Annotated in this window: 16 protein-coding genes and 1 tRNA gene; 3 read left to right on the forward strand and 14 right to left on the reverse strand. The window is 72.2% G+C overall.

What is annotated here, in order from left to right:
• Window positions 1-196 precede the first annotated feature (196 nt).
• Complete coding sequence (locus ACOJV7_RS02730) at window positions 197-1,807, forward strand: DEAD/DEAH box helicase (protein WP_420188626.1); 1,611 nt, start codon at window positions 197-199, stop codon at window positions 1,805-1,807.
• 82 nt (window positions 1,808-1,889) lie between these two features.
• On the opposite strand, the gene ACOJV7_RS02735 is transcribed toward ACOJV7_RS02730, so the two are convergent.
• From ACOJV7_RS02735 to ACOJV7_RS02765, 7 genes are all read right to left on the reverse strand, one after another.
• Window positions 1,890-2,948, reverse strand: a complete 1,059-nt coding sequence (locus ACOJV7_RS02735) for an NAD(P)-dependent alcohol dehydrogenase (protein WP_420188627.1) — start codon at window positions 2,946-2,948, stop codon at window positions 1,890-1,892.
• 88 nt (window positions 2,949-3,036) lie between these two features.
• Window positions 3,037-3,819 (reverse strand): ParA family protein, encoded by a 783-nt coding sequence (locus tag ACOJV7_RS02740; RefSeq protein ID WP_420188628.1) that lies wholly within the window; start codon window positions 3,817-3,819, stop codon window positions 3,037-3,039.
• Window positions 3,820-3,916: 97 nt separating this feature from the next.
• Window positions 3,917-4,354: a VOC family protein gene (locus ACOJV7_RS02745; protein WP_420188629.1), complete on the reverse strand. Its 438-nt coding sequence runs from the start codon at window positions 4,352-4,354 to the stop codon at window positions 3,917-3,919.
• Between the two features lies 1 nt (window position 4,355).
• Window positions 4,356-4,811 (reverse strand): VOC family protein, encoded by a 456-nt coding sequence (locus tag ACOJV7_RS02750; RefSeq protein WP_420188630.1) that lies wholly within the window; start codon window positions 4,809-4,811, stop codon window positions 4,356-4,358.
• Window positions 4,812-4,854: 43 nt separating this feature from the next.
• The gene (locus ACOJV7_RS02755) at window positions 4,855-6,717 is read right to left on the reverse strand and encodes a SelB domain-containing protein (protein ID WP_420188631.1); all 1,863 of its coding nucleotides are present in this window, start codon (window positions 6,715-6,717) and stop codon (window positions 4,855-4,857) included.
• Complete coding sequence (selA, locus tag ACOJV7_RS02760; protein ID WP_420188632.1) at window positions 6,714-8,048, reverse strand: L-seryl-tRNA(Sec) selenium transferase; 1,335 nt, start codon at window positions 8,046-8,048, stop codon at window positions 6,714-6,716. The genes ACOJV7_RS02755 and selA overlap by 4 nt, the downstream gene beginning before the upstream one ends.
• Before the next feature lie 39 nt (window positions 8,049-8,087).
• A tRNA-Sec gene (locus tag ACOJV7_RS02765) sits at window positions 8,088-8,183 on the reverse strand.
• A 34-nt stretch (window positions 8,184-8,217) separates the two neighbouring features.
• On the opposite strand from ACOJV7_RS02765, the gene selD reads away from it, so the two are divergent.
• Window positions 8,218-9,237, forward strand: coding sequence for a selenide, water dikinase SelD (gene selD / locus ACOJV7_RS02770; protein ID WP_420188633.1), 1,020 nt, complete (start codon window positions 8,218-8,220; stop codon window positions 9,235-9,237).
• Complete coding sequence (locus ACOJV7_RS02775; RefSeq protein ID WP_420188634.1) at window positions 9,234-9,650, forward strand: rhodanese-like domain-containing protein; 417 nt, start codon at window positions 9,234-9,236, stop codon at window positions 9,648-9,650. Before selD ends, ACOJV7_RS02775 begins: the two co-directional genes overlap by 4 nt.
• Before the next feature lie 27 nt (window positions 9,651-9,677).
• On the opposite strand, the gene ACOJV7_RS02780 is transcribed toward ACOJV7_RS02775, so the two are convergent.
• From ACOJV7_RS02780 to ACOJV7_RS02810, 7 genes are all read right to left on the reverse strand, one after another.
• Complete coding sequence (locus ACOJV7_RS02780; RefSeq protein ID WP_420188635.1) at window positions 9,678-10,976, reverse strand: L-lactate MFS transporter; 1,299 nt, start codon at window positions 10,974-10,976, stop codon at window positions 9,678-9,680.
• A gap of 25 nt (window positions 10,977-11,001) precedes the next feature.
• A complete protein-coding gene (gene nrfD / locus ACOJV7_RS02785; RefSeq protein WP_420188636.1) occupies window positions 11,002-12,141 on the reverse strand; it encodes an NrfD/PsrC family molybdoenzyme membrane anchor subunit in 1,140 nt (379 codons plus the stop codon).
• A complete protein-coding gene (locus ACOJV7_RS02790) occupies window positions 12,138-13,274 on the reverse strand; it encodes a 4Fe-4S dicluster domain-containing protein (RefSeq protein WP_420188637.1) in 1,137 nt (378 codons plus the stop codon). The genes nrfD and ACOJV7_RS02790 overlap by 4 nt, the downstream gene beginning before the upstream one ends.
• Window positions 13,274-16,624: a formate dehydrogenase gene (fdh, locus tag ACOJV7_RS02795; protein WP_420188638.1), complete on the reverse strand. Its 3,351-nt coding sequence runs from the start codon at window positions 16,622-16,624 to the stop codon at window positions 13,274-13,276. The genes ACOJV7_RS02790 and fdh overlap by 1 nt, the downstream gene beginning before the upstream one ends.
• Before the next feature lie 77 nt (window positions 16,625-16,701).
• Window positions 16,702-17,586 carry a RecB family exonuclease gene (locus tag ACOJV7_RS02800; RefSeq protein WP_420188639.1) on the reverse strand — a complete coding sequence of 295 codons (885 nt, stop codon included), beginning with the start codon at window positions 17,584-17,586 and terminating at the stop codon, window positions 16,702-16,704.
• Window positions 17,587-17,636: 50 nt separating this feature from the next.
• On the reverse strand, window positions 17,637-18,512 hold the full coding sequence (purU, locus tag ACOJV7_RS02805; protein ID WP_420188640.1) for a formyltetrahydrofolate deformylase: 876 nt from the start codon (window positions 18,510-18,512) through the stop codon (window positions 17,637-17,639).
• Window positions 18,509-19,354: a PHP domain-containing protein gene (locus ACOJV7_RS02810; protein WP_420188641.1), complete on the reverse strand. Its 846-nt coding sequence runs from the start codon at window positions 19,352-19,354 to the stop codon at window positions 18,509-18,511. Before ACOJV7_RS02810 ends, purU begins: the two co-directional genes overlap by 4 nt.
• Between the last annotated feature and the right edge of the window lie 153 nt (window positions 19,355-19,507).

The following is a 19,507-nucleotide window of genomic DNA, read 5'->3' on the forward strand; positions in this document are numbered from 1 at the left end:
TGGGCAGCCTAGCGACGTGGGCGTGACCGGGCGGACGGCCTCCGCACGGTAGGGTGGACGGGTCCACGGTGCCCGGTCGGCACGACGAACATCAGTGTGAGGGCCTCAAGCGAGTGCCCGCCCGAAGACCTCCGATCGGCCCGCCACAGCGGCGACGAGCCTTGTCGCGCGTGCTGCCGCCGATCAGAGAGTTCCCATGACCGACAGCCACACCATCCCTGCCGACGCTGCCTCCTCGGAGGCCATCGCCGACGAGTTCGCCATCGAGGCGACCAAGGCCGCCACCGCGGTCGAGCAGACCTTCGCCGACTTCGCGATCCACCCCGACATCGTGTCGGCCCTCGCCGGGCACGGCATCACGGCGCCGTTCCCGATCCAGGCGATGACCCTCCCGGTCGCGCTCTCTGGGCACGACATCATCGGGCAGGCCAAGACCGGCACGGGCAAGACCCTCGGCTTCGGCATCCCGCTGCTCAACAAGACCATCGCCCGTGGCGACGACGCCTGGGAGGGCTTCGCCCACCAGGGCAAGCCGCAGGCCCTCGCCGTCGCCCCGACCCGTGAGCTGGCCGTCCAGGTCGCCGCGGACCTCGAGCGGGCCGGCAAGACCCGTGGCATCCGCGTCCTCACCGTCTACGGCGGCCGCGCCTACGAGCCGCAGATCGAGGCCCTCCAGAAGGGCGTCGAGGTCGTCGTCGGCACGCCCGGTCGTCTCATCGACCTCGCCAAGCAGGGTCACCTCGACCTCTCGCGCTGCAAGACCGTGGTCCTCGACGAGGCCGACGAGATGCTCGACCTCGGCTTCCTGCCCGACGTCGAGAAGCTCCTCGCGATGACCTCCCCGGCCCGCCAGACCATGCTCTTCTCGGCGACGATGCCGGGCGCCGTCGTCGCGCTGGCCCGTCGCTACATGACCCAGCCGACCCACATCCGCGCGATGCAGGAGGGCGAGGGTGACACCTCGCAGACGGTCAAGGCCGTCACCCAGCACGTCTTCCGTGCGCACGCCATGGACAAGGTCGAGATGCTCGCCCGGATGCTCCAGGCCAACGGTCGCGGGCTCACAATCGTCTTCAGCCGCACGAAGCGCACGGCCGCCAAGGTCGCCGACGACCTCGTCGAGCGTGGCTTCGCCGCAGCGCCCATCCACGGGGACCTCGGCCAGGGCGCTCGTGAGCAGGCGCTGCGCGCCTTCCGCTCCGGCAAGGTCGACGTCCTCGTCGCCACCGACGTCGCCGCCCGCGGCATCGACGTCGAGAACGTCACCCACGTCATCAACTACCAGTGCCCCGAGGACGAGAAGACCTACATCCACCGCATCGGCCGCACCGGTCGCGCGGGCCAGACCGGCATCGCCGTGACCTTCGTCGACTGGGACGACCTGCACCGCTGGACGATGATCAACAAGGCCCTCGACCTGGGCATCCCGGATCCCGAGGAGACGTACTCCTCCTCGGACCACTTCTACGCACAGATGGACATCCCGCGCACGGCCAAGGGGCGCCTGCCCAAGTCGGCGCAGACCCGCGCCGGCCTCGACGCGGAGACGCTCGAGGACCTCGGCGAGACCGGCAAGTCCAGCGGACGCCGCCCCGCCGGCGGTCGTGGCGGCTCCCGCGACGGTTCGCGCGACGGCGGCCGGGACGGATCGCGCGACGGCGGCCGCGGTCGCGGGTCACGCGACGGCGGTCGCTCCCGTGACGGTGCCACCACCAGCGAGGCCGGCACCGAGGGCTCCGCGGCTCCCCGCCGCAACCGCAGCCGTCGCCGCACCCGTGGCGGCAAGCCGGCGACCGCGACCGACTGAGCCGCGCCGGCCGGCATACGGCATCGGCATTGACGAAGGCCCGTCCCGCGACACGCGGGACGGGCCTTCGTGTCTCGGCGGGTCAGCCCGGAATCGTCGAGGTGTCGATGACGTAGCGGTAGCGGACCTTGCCTGCCACGACCTCGTCGTATGCCGTGTCGACCGTCGTCGTGTCGCTCGCGTCGAGCTTCTCGATGGTCGCGCCGATGCCATGCTCGGCGCAGAAGTCGAGCATCTCCTGGGTCTCGCCGATGCCGCCGATGTTGCTGCCGGTGAGAACCTTGTTGCCGCCGATGAGGCTGCCCGGGCGGACCGAGAAGTTGCTCGGCGGCAGGCCGACGTTGACGAGCGCGCCGTTGGGGCGCAGCAGCCGGACGTAGGTCTCCATGTCGAGGTCCGCGCTCACCGTGTTGACGATGAGGTCGAAGCTGCCCTTGGCGGCCTTCATGGCGTCCTCGTCGCTCGTCGCGATGTGCTGGCTCGAGCCGAGCGCCTTGGCGTCCTCGGCCTTCGCCGAGGAGCGCGACAGGGTCGTGACCTCGGCGCCCATCGCGGCGGCGAGCTTGACGGCCATGTGGCCGAGGCCGCCGACACCCACGACGGCGACCCTCGTGCCGGGACCTGCGCCCCAGCGACGCAACGGCGAGTAGGTCGTGATGCCCGCGCAGAGCAGGGGCGCGGCCTCGTCGAGCTCGATGCCCTCGGGAATGCGCAGGACCATGCGCTCGGTGACGACGATCTGCTGGCTGTAGCCGCCGGCGGCCCACTCGCCGTCGTAGTTCTGGCTGTTGTAGGTGCCGACCGAGCCCTTGCTGCAGAACATCTCCTGACCGTTCTTGCAGCTCTCGCACGCGCCACAGGAGTCGACGAGGCAGCCGACGCCGACGCGGTCGCCGACCTTGTATTTCGTCACGCCGTCGCCGACGGCGCTCACGGTGCCGGCGATCTCGTGGCCGGTGACGATCGGGTAGTGCGCGGCGCCCCACTCGTCGCGGACCGTGTGGATGTCGCTGTGGCAGATGCCGGCGAAGGCGATGTCGATCCGGACGTCGTCGTCGCGCAGGTCCCGGCGCTCGAGGTCGACGGCCTCGAAGGGAGCGCCGGCGGAGGGGACGGACAGTGCTCGTGTGGTGGTGGGCATGTATTCACCGTACCCGCGGTGGTTCTGCTCGATTCGCGCCTCCCGGGCCGTCCCGGAGGGCGGGACGCGGCCGTCGCGGCCGACGGCCTCAGACCCGCGACAGGAGGCTCTCGGCGACCTCGCGGTAAGCCTTGGCGCCCTTGGACGTCCGCGACGTCGCCAGGATCGAGCGACCGACCGCGGGCGCCTCGGCGAACCGCACGGTGCGCGGGATCGGCGGCGAGAGCACCGGCAGGCCGTAGCGCTCGCCGACGTCGGAGAGGACCTCCTGCGCGTGGTTGCTCCGGCCGTCGAAGAGCGTCGGGAGGATGCCGACGACCTCGAGCCTCTTGTTGAGGAACTTGGTGACGTCGGCGACGGTGTCGAGCAGCTGGCCGACGCCGCGGTGGCTGAGCATCTCGCACGGCATCGGGATGATGAGCCCGTTCGCCGCGGTGAGCGCGTTGAGTGTGAGCACGCCCAGGCTCGGCGAGCAGTCGACGAGGATGACGTCGTAGTCCTTGCGCACCGGCTCCAGCGCGGTCTGCAGGACGTACTCGCGAGCGGGTCGTCCGAGGAGGACCGCCTCGGTGCCGGCGAGGTCGATCGAGCTGGGGACGAGGTGGACGCCGTCCTCGCACTCGACCACGACATCGCCGACGTCGACCTGACCGAGCAGGACGTGGTGGACCGACTCCTCGACCTCGTCCGGGTCGACGCCGAGGCTGAAGGTCAGGCAGGCCTGGGCGTCGAGGTCGACGAGGAGCACGCGCTTGCCGAGCTCGGCGAAGGCTGCGCCCAGCGAGGCCACGGAGGTCGTCTTGGCGACGCCGCCCTTCTGGTTGGCGACGGCGAGGATGGTGGCACCTTTGGCGCGCTTGCGAGGGGGCACGTGGGGTCCTAGCGAGAAGAGTCGGTATGCCGGCCCACGCAGAGCGTGGGACCCGCGGCCCAGTCTCTCAGGCCGCGACCGCGTTCCCGCGACCCCGTCAGGTGGTGTCGCCCACGGGCGGCAGGACGAGCGCTCCCACCGGGCCGGGGTTCCAGGCGACCTCCCACCGGAAGCCGTCGGGGTCGGCGAAGTACCCGGTGTAGCCGCCCCACTCGCGCTCCACCGCGTCGGAGACCTCGCTCGCGCCGGCCGCGCGCGCGTCGGCGAGCACCGCGTCGACCTGCTCTCGCTCGCGGACATTGTGGCTCAGCGTCATCGGGACGACACCGGGGCCCGTCCGGGCCGGCGCACCCACCTCGGCCTCGAAGTGGGCCAGGTCCCAGAGCGAGAGCACCGTGAGTGGACCGGCACGGAACATGAGGACCTCGTCGGGGTCGTGGAACTCGGGGGTCCACCCCAGCCCGTCGACGTAGAACCGGTGGGACGCGGCGAGGTCGCGCACGGCGAGCGTGATGAACGAGACGCGCTGCTCCACCTCAGGCCTCCTCGCGAGCCTCGCCGGGGTCGCCCGACGTGCCCATCGCACCGCTCGCGGACGCCTCACCCGTGGCGTACGCCTCTCCCGCCGCGCCGTGGAAGACGGCCTCGACGTTGTTGCCGTCGGGGTCGCGCACGAAGACGGCGTAGTAGCCCGGGTGGTACTCCGGCCAGAGCCGCGGCTCGTGGAGGGTCTCGGCGCCGAGTCCTGTTGCCGCCGCATGGAAGGCGTGGACCGCCTCCACTCCCGAGGCGGTGAAGGCGAGGTGCGACTCGCGGTTGTCGGTCTCGACCTCCGGCTGGGCGATCCAGAAGTCGGGGCTGTCGCTGCCGTAGCCGACCGCCACGCCGACGTCGAGAACCCGGCGGTGGCCCAGCGTCGCGAGCACGGTGTCGTAGAAGCGCTTGGAGGCCTCGAGGTCGGCGCAGCTGATTCCGATGTGGTCGACGATCATCACCCCACCCTTGCACTCGGCGGGGACAGCGGCAGTGCTTCCGTCAGGAGGCCGCCCGCACGACGGCCCGCAGACGCTCGTCGACGCGACGAGTCCACCCCCGCCCGTCGAGGTGCTCGAGGAGGGGGACGGCGACCCGTCGGGTCGTCCCCAGGGCCTGCCTCGCCTCGCTGAGGGTGAAGGGCTGGTCGAGCGCACTCAGCCGCTGCATCGCGCGGGCCGGGCCGTCGGGCAGCAGGACGACGTCGTCGGCGAGCCGGAGCAGGCGGCCGGTCCGCGCAGCGGCGGCGAGGGCCGCCGCACCCAGGCCGAGCTCGGCGAGCCGGTCGCGGTCGGGGGCCGCGAACGGCATTCTCCTGAGGTCGTCCTCGACCACAGCGACCGCGGCCTCGGCCGGCCCGAGGTCGGAGGACGAGCGCGGGTCGCGAAGCCGGCCGCCCTCGAGGATGAGCCCGGACTCACGGGCCAGGTGGGTGACGAGCTCGTGCCCCGGCGGCTCCAGCGTCCGGCTCAGCGTGCCGCCGTCCTCGACCGGTCGCAGGTGAGCCGGCAGGCCGAGACGGTGGAGTGCCTCCACGACGGTCAGGCCGGCGCTCAGCGGGTCAACGGCATGGTGGTCGGCCACCGCGCCGGCCAGACGCCTCTGCAGGTCGGCGAGGAGGCTCGGGTGGAGCCGCCACCGGCCGATCTCGACGGCCTCGGAGGGGGCGGTCAGGCCGAGCCGGTCGAGCAGGGCTGCGTGGTCCGCTCCGCGGGAGGCGAGGCGCACCTGCGCAGCGGTGAGCCCGGAGCCGAGATCGTCTCCGCGTGCCACGGCGGCCCCACGCCGCCGGAGCGGCAGCGGGTCGACGTCGAGGACCCGGACCGACCAGAGGTCCCGGCTCGAGGGGTCGCGCAGGATGGCCCGGTCCCCCACCCGCCAAGGCAGGCCGGACCGGCTCGTCAGCCGCGCGTGGCCCTCTCCGAGGGACCTAACCGCCACGCGCTGGCTCACCGAGCCGACGTGCAGGACAGCTCTGTCGGGGACCTCCTTCGGGCGCGACGACGACCTGCCCTGTCCGGCATCGCGCACGGGCACCACGGCGGCGTCGACCACCGTGGCGAGGGCGAACGCTCCTGGCGTGACGAGCACCGCCGAGCGCGACACGGCGCCGGAGTCCACCCGACGCAGGTTGACCGCCACGCGGGAGACGGGTTCGCCCCTCTCCCGCTGCTCGTCCTGGCTGTGCAGCCCGCGCACGGCGACCTCACGGACGCTGCCATCGTCGACGAGGTCGAGGACGTCCCCGAGCGAGACCGTGCCGGACCCGAGCGTGCCCGTCACGACGGTCCCCGCGCCGGCGACCGAGAAGGCACGGTCCGTCCAGAGCCGCACCGGCGCACCGGGGTCCGGCTCCGGCAGCCTGGCCATGAGGTCGGACAGGGCCGACCTCAGCGTGTCGAGACCCTCGCCGGTGACGGCGGAGACGTGGACGACGGGCACGTCGAGGCCGGCCGCCGACAGCCGCTCGGACGCCACGGCGCCGGCCTCGGCGCTGCGCGCCCGGTCCGCGAGGTCGCAGCGGGTGACCACGAGGACGCCGTCACGGATGCCGAGGGCCTCGACCGCCGCGAGGTGCTCCGCGCTCTGGGCCTGCCAGCCCCGGTCGGCCGCGACGACGAAGACCACGGCGGGCGTCGGACCGAGGCCGGCGAGCATGGTGCCGAGGAAGCGCTGGTGCCCCGGGACGTCGACGAACGCCACCTCGTGTCCGTCCGGCAGCGTGGTCCACGCGAAGCCGAGCTCGATGGTGAGACCGCGTGACCGCTCCTCGGCGAGTCGGTCGGGGTTCCGGCCGGTGAGGGCCTGCACGAGCGTGGACTTGCCGTGGTCGACGTGCCCGGCCGTGGCGAGCACCCACCTCATGACGGGGACGAGCCCCCCAGGTCTGCGAGCGCCGCGACCAGCGCCCGGCGGACGTCGGCGTCCCGCTCGGGCGGCACACACCTGAGGTCGACGAGCCCTCGCCCGTCCTCGACGCGCGCGAGGACGACGGGCGTGCCGGGCTCCGGGCGACGCAGCCGCTCGACCACGGCGACCGGCACCTCGACGGCCCATCCCGGAAGGGGAACCCCCGGCGCGCCTCCCCCGCCCACGCGTCCCTCCACGGGCACGACCTCCCGGCCGAGGGCGGCGGCGAGCCGGTCGGCGCGCGGACGGAGCTCGGCGGCGGTGAGGTGGAGGAAGGCCGTCACCGGCGGGACCGGGCCCCGGAGGGTCGCCTCGAGGGCGGCGAGGGTGAGCTTGTCGACCCGGAGCGCACGCGCGAGCGGGTGCCGGCGCAGGGTCTCGACGGTGGCTGCGTCGCCCACGACGATCCCCGCCTGCGGGCCACCGAGGAGCTTGTCACCGCTGGCGGTGACAAGCGTGGCGCCGTCCGTCAGCGACGTCGACGCGTCGGGCTCGTCCGGCAGGGCGGCATCGGGTGTGAGCAGCCCCGACCCGATGTCGGCGACGACCGGGACGATGGAGCCGTCGGGACGGCGGACGTCGCGCAGCTCCGACAAGCCGACCGAGGAGACGAAGCCGGCCACCCGGAAGTTGCTGGGGTGCACCTTGAGGATGCAGCCCGTCTCCGGCCCCACGGCCTCGAGGTAGTCCGCGAGGTGGGTCCGGTTCGTCGTGCCCACCTCGCGCAGCCGGGCACCCGTGGAGGCGATGAGGTCGGGCAGCCTGAACCCGTCACCGATCTCGACGAGCTCGCCGCGCGAGACGACGACCTCACGGCCCGAGGCCAGGGCGGTGGTCGCGAGCACGAGGGCGGCCGCGCCGTTGTTGACGACGAGCGCGGCGCCGGCGGCCGGCACGGAGGCCCTCAGCGCGGCCAGCGCACCCGCTCCCCGCCGGCTTCGCGCCCCCGTGTCGAGGTCGAGCTCGACGTCGACGTAGCCCGCGGCGTCGACGACGGCCTCGAGCGCGACCGGCGACAGCGGCGCACGTCCGACGTTGGTGTGCACGACGACACCTGTCGCGTTGAGCACGGGGGTCATCGAGGAGGCGCGCTCCGGCAGGGCTGCGAGCGCGGTCGCGGCCACGTCCTCGGGCTCGAGCTCGCCCCGGCGCGCGCGCTCCTGCGCCGCCGTGACGGCCTCACGCACGACGCCCGCGCCGAGCCGCTCCCGCGCGTGCGCGAGGCGCGGGTCGGCCAGGAGGACGTCGGTGCGCGGGATCCTGCGACGAGGATCGTCGTGGCTCACCGGCGGCTCCCTTCGGCATGAGGGCTGGCCCTCGACGGATGGCGGAGACGGACGGGAATCGAACCCGCCAGACCGAGGTGCTCGGTCTCACCGGTGTTGAAGACCGGGGGGCCCACCAGGAACCCTGACGCCTCCGACACCAGCCTAGACATGTCGCTAGGTTGATGTGATGGAGCCGCTTCGCCTCACCCAGTTCGCCCGCGGCGGCGGCTGTGCCTGCAAGATCCCCGCCGGAGAGCTCGAGGACCTCGTCGCCGGTCTCCGCGGCGGCCACGGCCACGACACCGTCGCGTCGACGGCGGACGTCCTCGTCGGCCTCGACGACGGCGACGACGCGGCAGCGGTGCGCATCGAGTCCGGCGTGGCCGTCCTGTCGACGGCCGACTTCTTCACCCCGGTCGTCGACGACGCCTACGACTGGGGTCGGATCGCCGCGGCCAACGCGCTCTCCGACGTCTACGCGATGGGTGGCGTTCCCGTCATGGCGATCAACCTCGTGGGATGGCCGCGTGAGCGACTGCCCATGGAGCTCCTGCGCGAGGTCCTGCGCGGCGGTCTCGACGTCGCGACCGAGGCCGGATGCCCGGTCCTCGGTGGGCACAGCATCGACGGTCCCGAGCCGATCTACGGCATGGCCGTCACCGGCACCGCCGACCCCGAACGGCTGCTGTGCAACGACGCCGCCGAGCCCGGCCTCCCGATCAGCCTCACCAAGCCGTTGGGACTCGGCATCCTCAACAACCGCCACAAGGCGACCGGCGAGCGCAGCGACGAGGCCGTCTCGGTCATGACCACGCTCAACCGGGACGCGTCACGCGCGGCGGTGGCGGCCGGCGTACGGGCTGCCACGGACGTCACCGGATTCGGACTCCTCGGGCACCTCTTCAAGATGGGGCGCGCCTCCGGCGTCGCGGCACGGGTCGACCCCTCGGCGGTCCCCTACGTCGACGGCGCGCGCGAGGCGCTCGCGGCGGGACACGTGCCGGGCGGCTCCCGCCGCAACCTCGACTGGGTCAGGCCGCACCTCCGAGCCGCCGGCTCCGTCACCGAGGAGGAGCTCATCCTGCTCGCCGATGCCCAGACGTCCGGTGGTCTGCTCGTCGTCGGCGAGGTCCCCGGCGCTCCGGTGGTCGGCGAGACCGTCCGCGCCGGCTCGCTCGGCGAGGGTGTCGTCGTCGGCGTCGGATGACTGGCGACGAGTCCCGGAGGGCGTCGCGCGTCGACGACGTCCTGAACACAGCGCGGGCGGGCCTCGACCGGCTCACACCCGACGAGGCACTCGTCGCTCAGCGTGCCGGCGCGCTCCTCGTCGACACCCGCACGCCGGTTCAGCGTGGGCGGCAGGGCGAGCTGCCCGGCGCCCTCGTCATCGACCGCACGGTCCTGGAGTGGCGCCTGGACCCCACGTCGCCGCACCGCATCCCCGAGGCCGTGCCCGGGGCACGCGTGGTCGTCGTCTGCCGGCAGGGCTACAGCTCGTCGCTCGCCGCGGAGTCGCTGCGCCGTCTCGGCGTCCACGCGACCGATGTCGTGGGCGGCGTCGAGGCGTGGCGGTCGGCCGGCCTCCCGCTGGGCGAGGGCCCGGCCGACGTCCGCGAGTGACCGACCGCGCCGACGGTGCGCGCCTCCTCAGGCGTGCTTCGGTGGCCGCGCGACGAGCGGCAGGACGAGACCCACGAGAGCGATGATGCCGACGACGGTGAAGCCGCGCGTGTAGGCCTGGTCCTCGCCGATGAGCCACGAGATGAGCAGCGGGCCGACGACTCCACCGATCGACCAGCCGAGCAGCATGAGCCCGTAGATCGCACCCGAGTGCTTGACGCCGAAGAAGTCACCGGCCGTCGACGGCATCGTGCCGAAGGCACCGCCGTAGCAGGTGTAGACGAGCGCGCAGAGGACGTAGAAGACCGCCTGGCTGCCGGCGTGCGGGATGGCGAGGAGGGCGAGGCCCTGGATCGCGAGGATGCCGAGGAACGCCGGCCGGCGCCCGATGCGGTCCGAGATGGCGGCCCAGAGAATCCGCCCGCCGCCGTTGAAGAGGCCCATGACGCCGACGAGGGTGGCGGCACCCGCCGCACTGAACCCGGCGACGTCGGTGGCCGTGCCGGCCGCGACCGAGATGAGCGAGATGCCCGCTGTCACCGAGATCGTGAGGATGAGCATGAGCATGTACCACTGCGGCGTGCTCAGAGCCTCCTGCGGCGTGAAGTCGCGCCCGGCGGCGTTGGCCTTCTTCGCGTTCGCAGCGCCCGTAACGCCCGCAGCGGAGGTGCCGGCGACGGCATACCCCTTCGGCGGGTTGCGGAAGACGGAGGCACCGATGAGGCCGGCCACGAGGTAGGCGATTCCGAGCCAGAGGAAGACCTTCGTCGGGTAGCGCTGGTAGTCCTCGCTGCCCTGGATCATCCGCTGCGCCAGCGGTGAGGTGATGACGGCGCCGAATCCGAACCCACCCACGGCGATGCCGGTGATGAGGCCGCGCTTGTCCGGGAACCACTTCTGCAGCATCGCGATCGGCACGATGTAGGCGAGCCCGAGCCCGAAGCCACCGAGGACGCCGTAGCCGAGGACGAGCAGCCACAGGTCGCTCGCGTCCCGCGCGAGGCTCGCGAGCATGATGCCGATCGAGTAGATCGTCACGCCGACGAGGGCGACGAGCCTGGGCCCCCGGCGGTCCTGGATCCGTCCACCGAGGAAGGTGCCGACGAAGATCATGCCGATGGCGACCTCGAACGGGATCGTGGCCTGGACCTTCGAGAGCTCGAGCGCCGACGGGTCGGCCTGGATCGCCTTGCTGAACGTGCTCCAGGCATAGACCGCCCCGATCGCCAGCTGCACGAGGACGCCTCCCGCGAGGACGACCCACCGGTTGCCCGCGTCGGTGGCGACCCCTCCGTGCTCCTCCTCGCGTGTGCGTGTCGTGCTCATGCGGCCTCCTCGGTCGGTCCGGTCGTCACCTCACCGTGACGATGCTGTCGTCGACGGTGCCCGCGGCCCGCCGCTCCTCGAGCCGGCGCTTCTGCGGCTCGACGGTGTACTTGGGGTCGCGTGCCGACTCGATACCCGCATCGACGAACCCGAACCGGGTCAGTGCCGAGCCGGCCGCGAGCGCGGCACCCGCGGCCACCGCGACGACGCGGCTCCGGCCCGCGAGCAGGGTCCCGATCCCACCCGCGACCGTCAGCGCCTTGGCGGTCCGCAGCAGCCTGCCGGCGTGACCGGTCTCCATCGGCTCCCGGACGCCCACCTCGTCGAGCCGCTGTTCGAGCCGGTGCATGGCGACGAGCTCGGTCACCACCCCGATGAGGGCGAGTCGCCGCGCGGGGCCGGTCTGCGACACCGGGTTGAGCGCCATCTGCACGCCGGACGCCGCGAGGCACGCCGACCCGACGAAGACGAAGGGCAGGTTCCGTCGGCTCTCGTGCCACAGCGGGGTGGACGTGTCGGACAGGAGGACCGCGGTGTATGCCGCGAGCGGAGGCGCGAAGAGCGCCTGGCCTGCCGCTCCGGGCACCTCCACCGCGTCGAGCAGGCGGAGCACGGCACCGACCGCTCCGCCGGGACGGTGCGGGAGCATCCGGGCCACCTCGACCGCGGTCGTCACGCCCGCGAACGCGGAGTAGCCCGAGAAGATCCACGTGCCGACCGACATCGGTGAGGTGAGCTTGACCGTCCGGAGCATGTTGAGGAAGCGCTCCGGCCGGCCGAGGTCGGCGACGAGAAGCCCGCCGCTCGCGGCGACCGCGGCCATCGCGGTGAGCCGGCTGCGGCGGCGCAGGACATCGAGGCCGGTCGCCGCGGCTCCGGTGCCGAGCAGGCCGGAGCCCGCCGCCACTCCACCGAGGAAGAGGTAGGCCGGGATCTCGTGCTTCCACGGCATCGGCTTGACGACGGAGCGCCCGTAGTAGCTGGAGAACTCGACGTCCGGCACCGCCTGCGCCTCGCGGCGCCCTCCCCCGTCACCGGTCAACCACCCGCTGCCCTTGGCCACCGACCGCGCGGCTCCCGAGACGGAGTCACGCAGCGTGTCCCGGCGACGGCGCCGGCCTCCCTCCTCGGGCGGCCGGTAGCTGTCGAACGTCGACGTCGTCACGAGCGACCCCCGAGGAAGGCGACCGCTGCGGCACCCAGCATGCCGAGGCCGGCATACCCGGCGCTACGGAACATCTCGGGGAGGCGCGAGGTCGCGCAGACCGGGTCCGGCGGCAGCCCGTAGACCTCCGGCTCGTCGAGCAGCAGGAAGACCGAACCGGTGCCACCGACGCCGTCGTCCTCGTTGGCGCCGTAGAGGCGCGCCTCGGTGAGCCCCTGCTCGTGGAGGGCCACGACGCGCTCACGCGCGGCCGCCACCATCTCGTCGTGGTCGCCGAACTTGATCGACGTCGTCGGACACGTCTGGGCGCACGCAGGCATCTGGTCGTGCTGGAGCCGGTCGTAGCACAGCGTGCACTTCTGGGCGACGCCGACGTTGGGCACGTGCCCGTCCTTGCGGACCGACGTGCTCGCGTCGGAGCGCCGCTCGATGACACCGAACGGGCACGCCCCGACGCAGTAGCCACAGCCGTTGCAGACGTCGGGCTGGACGACGACCGTGCCGTGCTCGGTGCGGAAGAGCGCACCCGTCGGGCAGACGTCGAGACAGCCCGCGTGCGTGCAGTGCTTGCAGACGTCGGAGGCCATGAGCCAGCGGAACTCCGGCAGCGACCCGACCATGGGTGTGCCGTCGACAGTCGTGCCGAGATCGACTGCTGCAGAACCGGATCCGTCCATCGCGTTGACCTCGCCGAGCATGTCGCGCAGGTCGGGTCCGTGGTCCTCGAGCGGCGCGGGCAGCGCGCCGTAGCCCGCCGGCGCACCCCCTCGTATGCCGGGCACGGCCGCGTCGACGGGCGTCCCGTCGGGCGCCCCGAGGGTCGGCATGCCGAGCGAGACCAGCCGGCGGCCGGACTCGCGCGCGGCCTCGATCCGCTCCGAGTCCTGCTCGACGAAGGCGACGTGGCGCCACGTGCTCGCTCCGAGGTCGCCGGTGTTGTCGTAGGAGTTCGCCGACAGGGCGAGCCCGTCGAGTGGCACGGCGTTCCACTCCTTGCACGCCACCTCGCAGGCCTTGCATCCGATGCAGATCGAGGTGTCCGTGAAGAAGCCCTTGCGGCTCGGCGGCTCGACCCAGCCCGCGTCCGATGCCGGGTCGGTGCGTCCACTCAGCTGCCGCTGGAGGTAGCCCATCAGCTCCCACCTTCGCTTCCGTCAGGTCGGGTCCGGGCGGCCCACTGCCGCGCCGCCTCGGCCGGGACCGGGTCGGCCTGCTGCGCGCCGGTCTCGACCGTCGTGCCGGCCCGAGACTGGTACTCCGCGACGAGGCGGAGCAGCTCCTCCCCGCGTGGCCGGCGCCCGGGTCGGATGTCGCAGGAGCCCACCTTGGACTCCTGGATCTGGACGTTGGGGTCGAGGACGACGCCGAGGAGGTCGTTGGCGCCGTCGCCCTCGACGACGGCGTCCTTGCCGACGCCCCAGTGGTAGGGAAGGCCGATCTGGTGCACCGTGTGGCCGTTGACGGTGAGTGGTGTCATCCGCTCGGTGACGAGGACGCGCGCCTCGATCGCGCTGCGCGCCGAGACGAGCGTCGCCCACTCGCCGTTGACGAGCCCTCGCTCCTCGGCCAGCTCCGGGGAGACCTCGCAGAACATCTCGGGCTGGAGCTCGGAGAGGTAGGGCAGCCACCGGCTCATCCCGCCGGCCGTGTGGTGCTCGGTGAGCCGGTAGGTCGTGAAGACGTAGGGGTAGACGTCGGAGCCCGGGGCCGTCCCCGAGGGGCTCCACAGGTTGTCCTTGCGCGGGTAGACCAGCCGGCTCGGGTTGCTCTGCTGCGCGTAGAGCGAGTTGGCGACCGGCGACTCCTGTGCCTCGTAGTGCGTCGGTAGCGGGCCGTCGACCAAGCCCTTGGGTGCATACAGCCAGCCCTTGCCGTCGGCCTGCATGATGAACGGGTCGTCGCCGGCGATCGCCGCGGGTCCGCCCACCTCGGGGTCGGGGCGGAACGACGGGTCGCGGTCGACCGGGAAGTCGGGCACGTCCTTGCCGGTCCAGCGGCGCTCGGCCTCGTCCCACCAAACGTACTTCTTGCGCTCGCTCCACGGGCGACCCTCCGGGTCGGCCGAGGCGCGGTTGTAGAGGATGCGGCGGTTCATCGGCCATGCCCAGCCCCAGTCCTTCGCGACCTCGTCCTGCTCGCGACCGGGCACCCGCTTGGCCGAACGGTTGACGCCACCGGCAAACACACCGGTGTAGATCCAGCAGCCGCCCGAGGTGGAGCCGTCGGCCTTCATGTCGTTGAAGGTGTCGAGGAGCTGGCCGGCCCTGTCACCGGTGAGGTGGTGGCCGTTGACCTCTCGCAGGACCGCCTCGGCGTCGACCTCGCCGTGCTCGTCGGTCGGGTAGTCCCAGGTGAGGTCGAGGAGGGGGCGGTCGCGCTCGTCCGTGGAGTCCCGCAACCGCTCGCGGATGCGGACGCCGAGCTCGTGGAAGAAGTCGAGCTCGCTCTGGATGTCGTCGACGGGCCGCACCGCCTGGTGGTGCCACTGGAGCATCCGCTGTGTCTGGGTGAACGTGCCGGACTTCTCCACGTGGTTGGCCGCAGGGAAGAAGAAGACCTCGGTCTCGATGTCCTCCGGGCTCGTCTCACCCGAAGCCACCTCGGGCCCGTCCCTCCAGAAGGTCGCCGTCTCGATGAGCTGGAAGTCGCGCACCACCATCCACTTGAGGTGCGAGAGCGCCTCGCGCTGCATCTTGCCGTGGGCGGACCCGACCGCCGGGTTCTGCCCGAGGACGAAGTAGCCGTCGACCTCGCCGTCGATCATCGCCATGGCGGTCTGGTAGGTGCCATGGGCGCCCGTGAGCTTCGGGAGGTAGTCGAAGCAGAAGTCGTTCTCGGGAGTCGCGGCCTCGCCCCACCACGCCTTGAGGAGGTTGGCGGTGTAGGCGTCGGCATTGGTCCAGAAGCCCTTCTGCCGCGGGGAGGAGATCGTCGCGAGGTAGTCCTGCAGGCTGTCGTGCTGACCGGCCACCGGCATCGGGAGGTAGCCGGGGAGGAGGTTGAAGAGCGTCGGGATGTCGGTCGAGCCCTGGATGCTCGCGTGGCCGCGCAGGGCCATGATCCCGCCGCCGGGCCGGCCCATGTTGCCCATGAGCAGCTGGAGGATCGCGGCGGTGCGGATGAACTGGGCCCCGAGGCTGTGCTGGGTCCAGCCGAGCGCGTAGGCGAAGCACGTCGTGCGCTCGCGGCCCGAGTTCTCGGTGAGCGCCCTCGCGATCTCGTGGAACTGGTCGACGGGGATGCCGCAGAGGTCGCGCACGACCTCGGGCGTGTAGCGGGAGTAGTGCCGCTTGAGCACCTGGAAGACGCTGCGCGGGTGCTCGAGGGACTCGTCGCGGATGACCTTGGCGTGCTCCAGCGCGGCACCGGCGGCGCCGAGCGAGTGCGGTTCCGCGCGCGCCGACTTGCTGGCACCGTGCTCGTGCCCGCCACCGGGCTCCTCGATCTCGCCGTCGTCCCCGTCGCGCTCGGCGTAGGACCACGAGGACATGTCGTACTTGCCGGTCGAAGGGTCGTAGCCGCTGAAGACGCCGTCGAGGTCCTCGGTGTCGGCGAAGTCCTCGCTCACCAACGTCGCGGCGTTGGTGTAGGCGACGACGTAGTCACGGAAGTACAGGTCGTTCGAGAGCACGTGGTTGATGAGGGCGCCGAGGAGCACGACGTCCGAGCCGGCCCGGATCGGCACGTGGGTGTCGGCGATCGCGGAGGTCCGCGTGAAGCGAGGGTCGATGTGGATGACCCGCGCACCCCGGGCCTTGGCCTCGGACACCCACTGGAAGCCCACCGGGTGGCACTCGGCCATGTTGGAGCCCTGGATGATGATGCAGTCGGCGTTCGCCATGTCCTGCAGTGACTGCGTGGCGCCGCCGCGTCCGAACGAGGCCCCCAGACTGGGAACCGTGGAGCTGTGTCAAATACGCGCTTGGTTCTCGATCTGGATCGCGCCGGCCGCGGTGAAGAGCTTCTTGATGAGGTAGTTCTCCTCGTTGTCGAGGGTGGCTCCCCCGAGCGAGGCGATGCCCATGGTCCGTCGCAGCCTGCGTCCCTTCTCGTCGAGCTCCTGCCAGCCGTTGCGCCGCGCCTCGAGGAAGCGGTCGACCACCATGTCGATGGCCACGTCGAGCTCGATGCGCTGGAAGTCCTTGGCCCGGGGTGCGCGGTAGAGGACGTGCGTCTGGCGGGTCGGCGAGTTGACGAGCTGCTCGCTGGCGGCGCCCTTGGGGCAGAGCCGCCCGCGGCTCACCGGCGAGTCGGGGTCGCCCTCGATCTGCACGACCTTCTCGTCCTTGACGAAGACCCGCTGACCGCAGCCCACCGCGCAGTAGGGACAGACGCTCTGCACGACACGGTCGGCGGTCGACGTGCGCGGCTCGATGTTCCTGGTCCGGCGCGAGGTGACCGCCGTCCCACGACCGAGGAGGTCGCCGCTGGCGAGCTGGCGCAGCACGGGCCAGCCGAGGAAGGTGGAGTCCTTCGCTGCCATCCCGCACCCCTTCGACGTCGACGTTCGTGCTGGTCAGACCAACGTAGCGCGTCCGCAGCGACGACGCCGGGTGAGAGCTAGCCGGCCTCGACCTGGCGCGGCACGTCGCCCGGCTCGAGGGCGGCCCACCCGGACTTCTCGGGGCCGGCAGCCTGCCCCTCGGGACAGTGCGCCCGGAAGTCGCACCACGTGCACAGCGGACCGACGGTCGGCGGGAAGAGCGTCGACTCGACGCCGCGCTCGGCGAAGTCGGCGTCGGCACGCCGGGCGTCGCGCGCGATGGACCTGGCCTCGTCGACCTTGCGGGTGAGCGACTCGGGCGTGTGGGTGTGCGAGACGACCTCGCCCGTCGGCACGTGATGGAGCTCGACCCGCAGGCACGGGCGACGGAACATCTTCCAGACGGCCGCGGCATACAGGGCCATGGGCAGCGAGGTGCGCGCGTCCGCCTCGCCGAGCGGCTTCTGGCTCGTCTTGTAGTCCACGACGACGAGCTCGCCCTCACGGTCGTCGAGCCGGTCGATGCGACCGGTGACCCGCAGGTCGCCGCTCACGAAGGAGACGGTCCGCTCGATGCCGGTGGGATGGTCGTCGGGGTCGACGCGAGCGAGGTAGGCGATGACGTGCTCCTGCGCGCGCCGGCGCCACTCCCCCGACTGCTCGGGGTCGCGGAAGCCGGTCTCGATCCACGACTGACGCACGAGCTCCCGCCCGGCCGAGGCCGTGCGGCGCTCACGCGGCAGGTCCCACCAGTCGCGCAGCGCGTTGTGGACGGCGAGCCCGAACGACGTGTGCGCCCGCTGGGGCCGCTGCTCGGGCCGGGGCCGGTCGAGGTACTGCATGCGGTAGCGCCGTGGGCAGTCGACGAGGGCGAGCAGGCGCGAGGGGCTCGCGGGATAGAGCCTGGGCGGCATCCCCGCGAGCTCGGTCTGCACCGGTCGCCCGGTCCTCACCTCGGTCACGCCGCCAACCTAGCCAGCCGGGCCGACAGCGGCGTGAGGCTCTCCACAGGTCAGCTGAAGACGACCGTGCGGTCGCCGTTGAGGATGATGCGGCTCTCGCAGTGCCACCGGACGGCCCGGGCGAAGACGCGGGACTCGACCTCCTCGCCGGCCGCGACGAGGTCGTCGGCGTGCATGCGGTGGTCGACCCGGTGGATGTCCTGCTCGATGATCGGGCCCTCGTCGAGGTCGGCGGTGACGTAGTGGGCCGTCGCACCGATGACCTTGACGCCGCGTGCATAGGCCTGGTGGTAGGGCTTGGCGCCCTTGAAGCTCGGCAGGAACGAGTGGTGGATGTTGATGACCCTGCCGCCGAGGTCGCGGCAGAGGTCGTCGCTGAGGACCTGCATGTAGCGCGCGAGGGCGATGAGCTCGACGTCGTGCTCGGCGACGAGCTCGCGCAGCCTCGCCTCCGCCTGCGGCTTGGTGTCCCGCGTCACCGGCACGTGGTGGAAGGGGATGCCGTAGGAGCGCACGAGCGGCTCGAGGTCGGTGTGGTTGCTGACGATCCCGACGATGTCGGCATTGACCTGGCCGGACCTCCATCGGAAGAGGAGGTCGTTGAGGACGTGCCCGAACCGGCTCACCATGACGAGCGTCCGGTAGGCCGCAGCGGCCGGCCGCAGCTCCCATGTCATGTCGAACTCGGCTGCGACCGAAGCGATCTCGTCGCGCCACTCCTCGAGGCCCGGCCCGTCGGTCCGCGTCGCGAACCGCACGCGCATGAAGTAGAGACCGGTCCGGTGGTCGGAGAACTGCTGGCTCTCCTCGATGTTGGCGCGGTGCTCGAAGAGGCGCTGCGACACCGCTGCGACGATGCCCGGACGGTCGGGGCACGAGAGCGTGAGGACGAGGTCGCCGGCCTCGTCCGCCGAGGAACCGTTCACGGCTGCACCACCTTCACGCCAGAGGACTGCTCGACGATACGTGACCACTGTCGGGGCTGCGTCGTGTGTTCGCCGAGACGGTTGAGCTTGCCGGCGCCGTGGTAGTCGCTGCTCCCCGTGACGACCAGGTCGTGCCGCTGGGCGAGCCGGACCGCACGCTCCACGTCGGCGGGCTCGTGGTCGCGGTGGTGCGCCTCGAGCCCGGCCAGGCCGGCCGCCGCGAGCTCCTCGACCAGCTCGTCGGAGACCGACGCCATGCGCATGGCGAACGGGTGCGCGAGAACCGGGACGCCGCCGGCGGCGCGCACGATCCCTATGGCCGTGACGGGGTCCGGCGCGTAGTGGCCGACGTAATAGCGGCTGCCGTCGTGGAGCAGGTCGCGGAACGCCTCGTCGCGGTCGGCGACGATGCCCTTGGCGACGAGGGCGTCGGCGAGGTGAGGCCGCCCGAGTGTCGCTCCCGGCGCCAGCTGCGCGCGCACCTCCTGGACCGAGACCGGTATGCCGTCCGCGGCCATTCGCTCGATCATCCGATCCATCCGGGTCACCCGGCTGTCGCGCGACCGGGCGAGCTCGACGACGAGCCGCGGGTCGTCGGGGTTGGGGAGGTAGCCGAGCAGGTGGATGCTGCGGTGGTTGCGGCTGCACGAGATCTCGATCCCGCGCACGAGCCGGATGCCGGTGCGTACGGCGGCCGCCACGGCCTCCTCCCACCCCGACGTCGTGTCGTGGTCGGTGAGGGCGACCATCCCGAGACCCGACGCCTTGGCCTCCTCGACGAGCTCGGTCGGGCTCTGGGTGCCGTCGCTCGCCGTGGAGTGCGTGTGCAGGTCGATCCTCACCCTCGTCAGCCTAGGCGCGCGAGCGCCCCGGCCCGGGGAGGCGACCGGGACGGCATACGTGCTCGCGCCGCGAGGGCGCTCCGGAACAGGTTCTGGGGTGATCACAACCTTTTCCGGGGTGCGCACGTCGTGATGGGTGCACCGGGGCTCCGC

The organism is Knoellia tibetensis, from assembly GCF_048606415.1.
GTDB lineage: Bacteria > Actinomycetota > Actinomycetes > Actinomycetales > Dermatophilaceae > Knoellia > Knoellia tibetensis.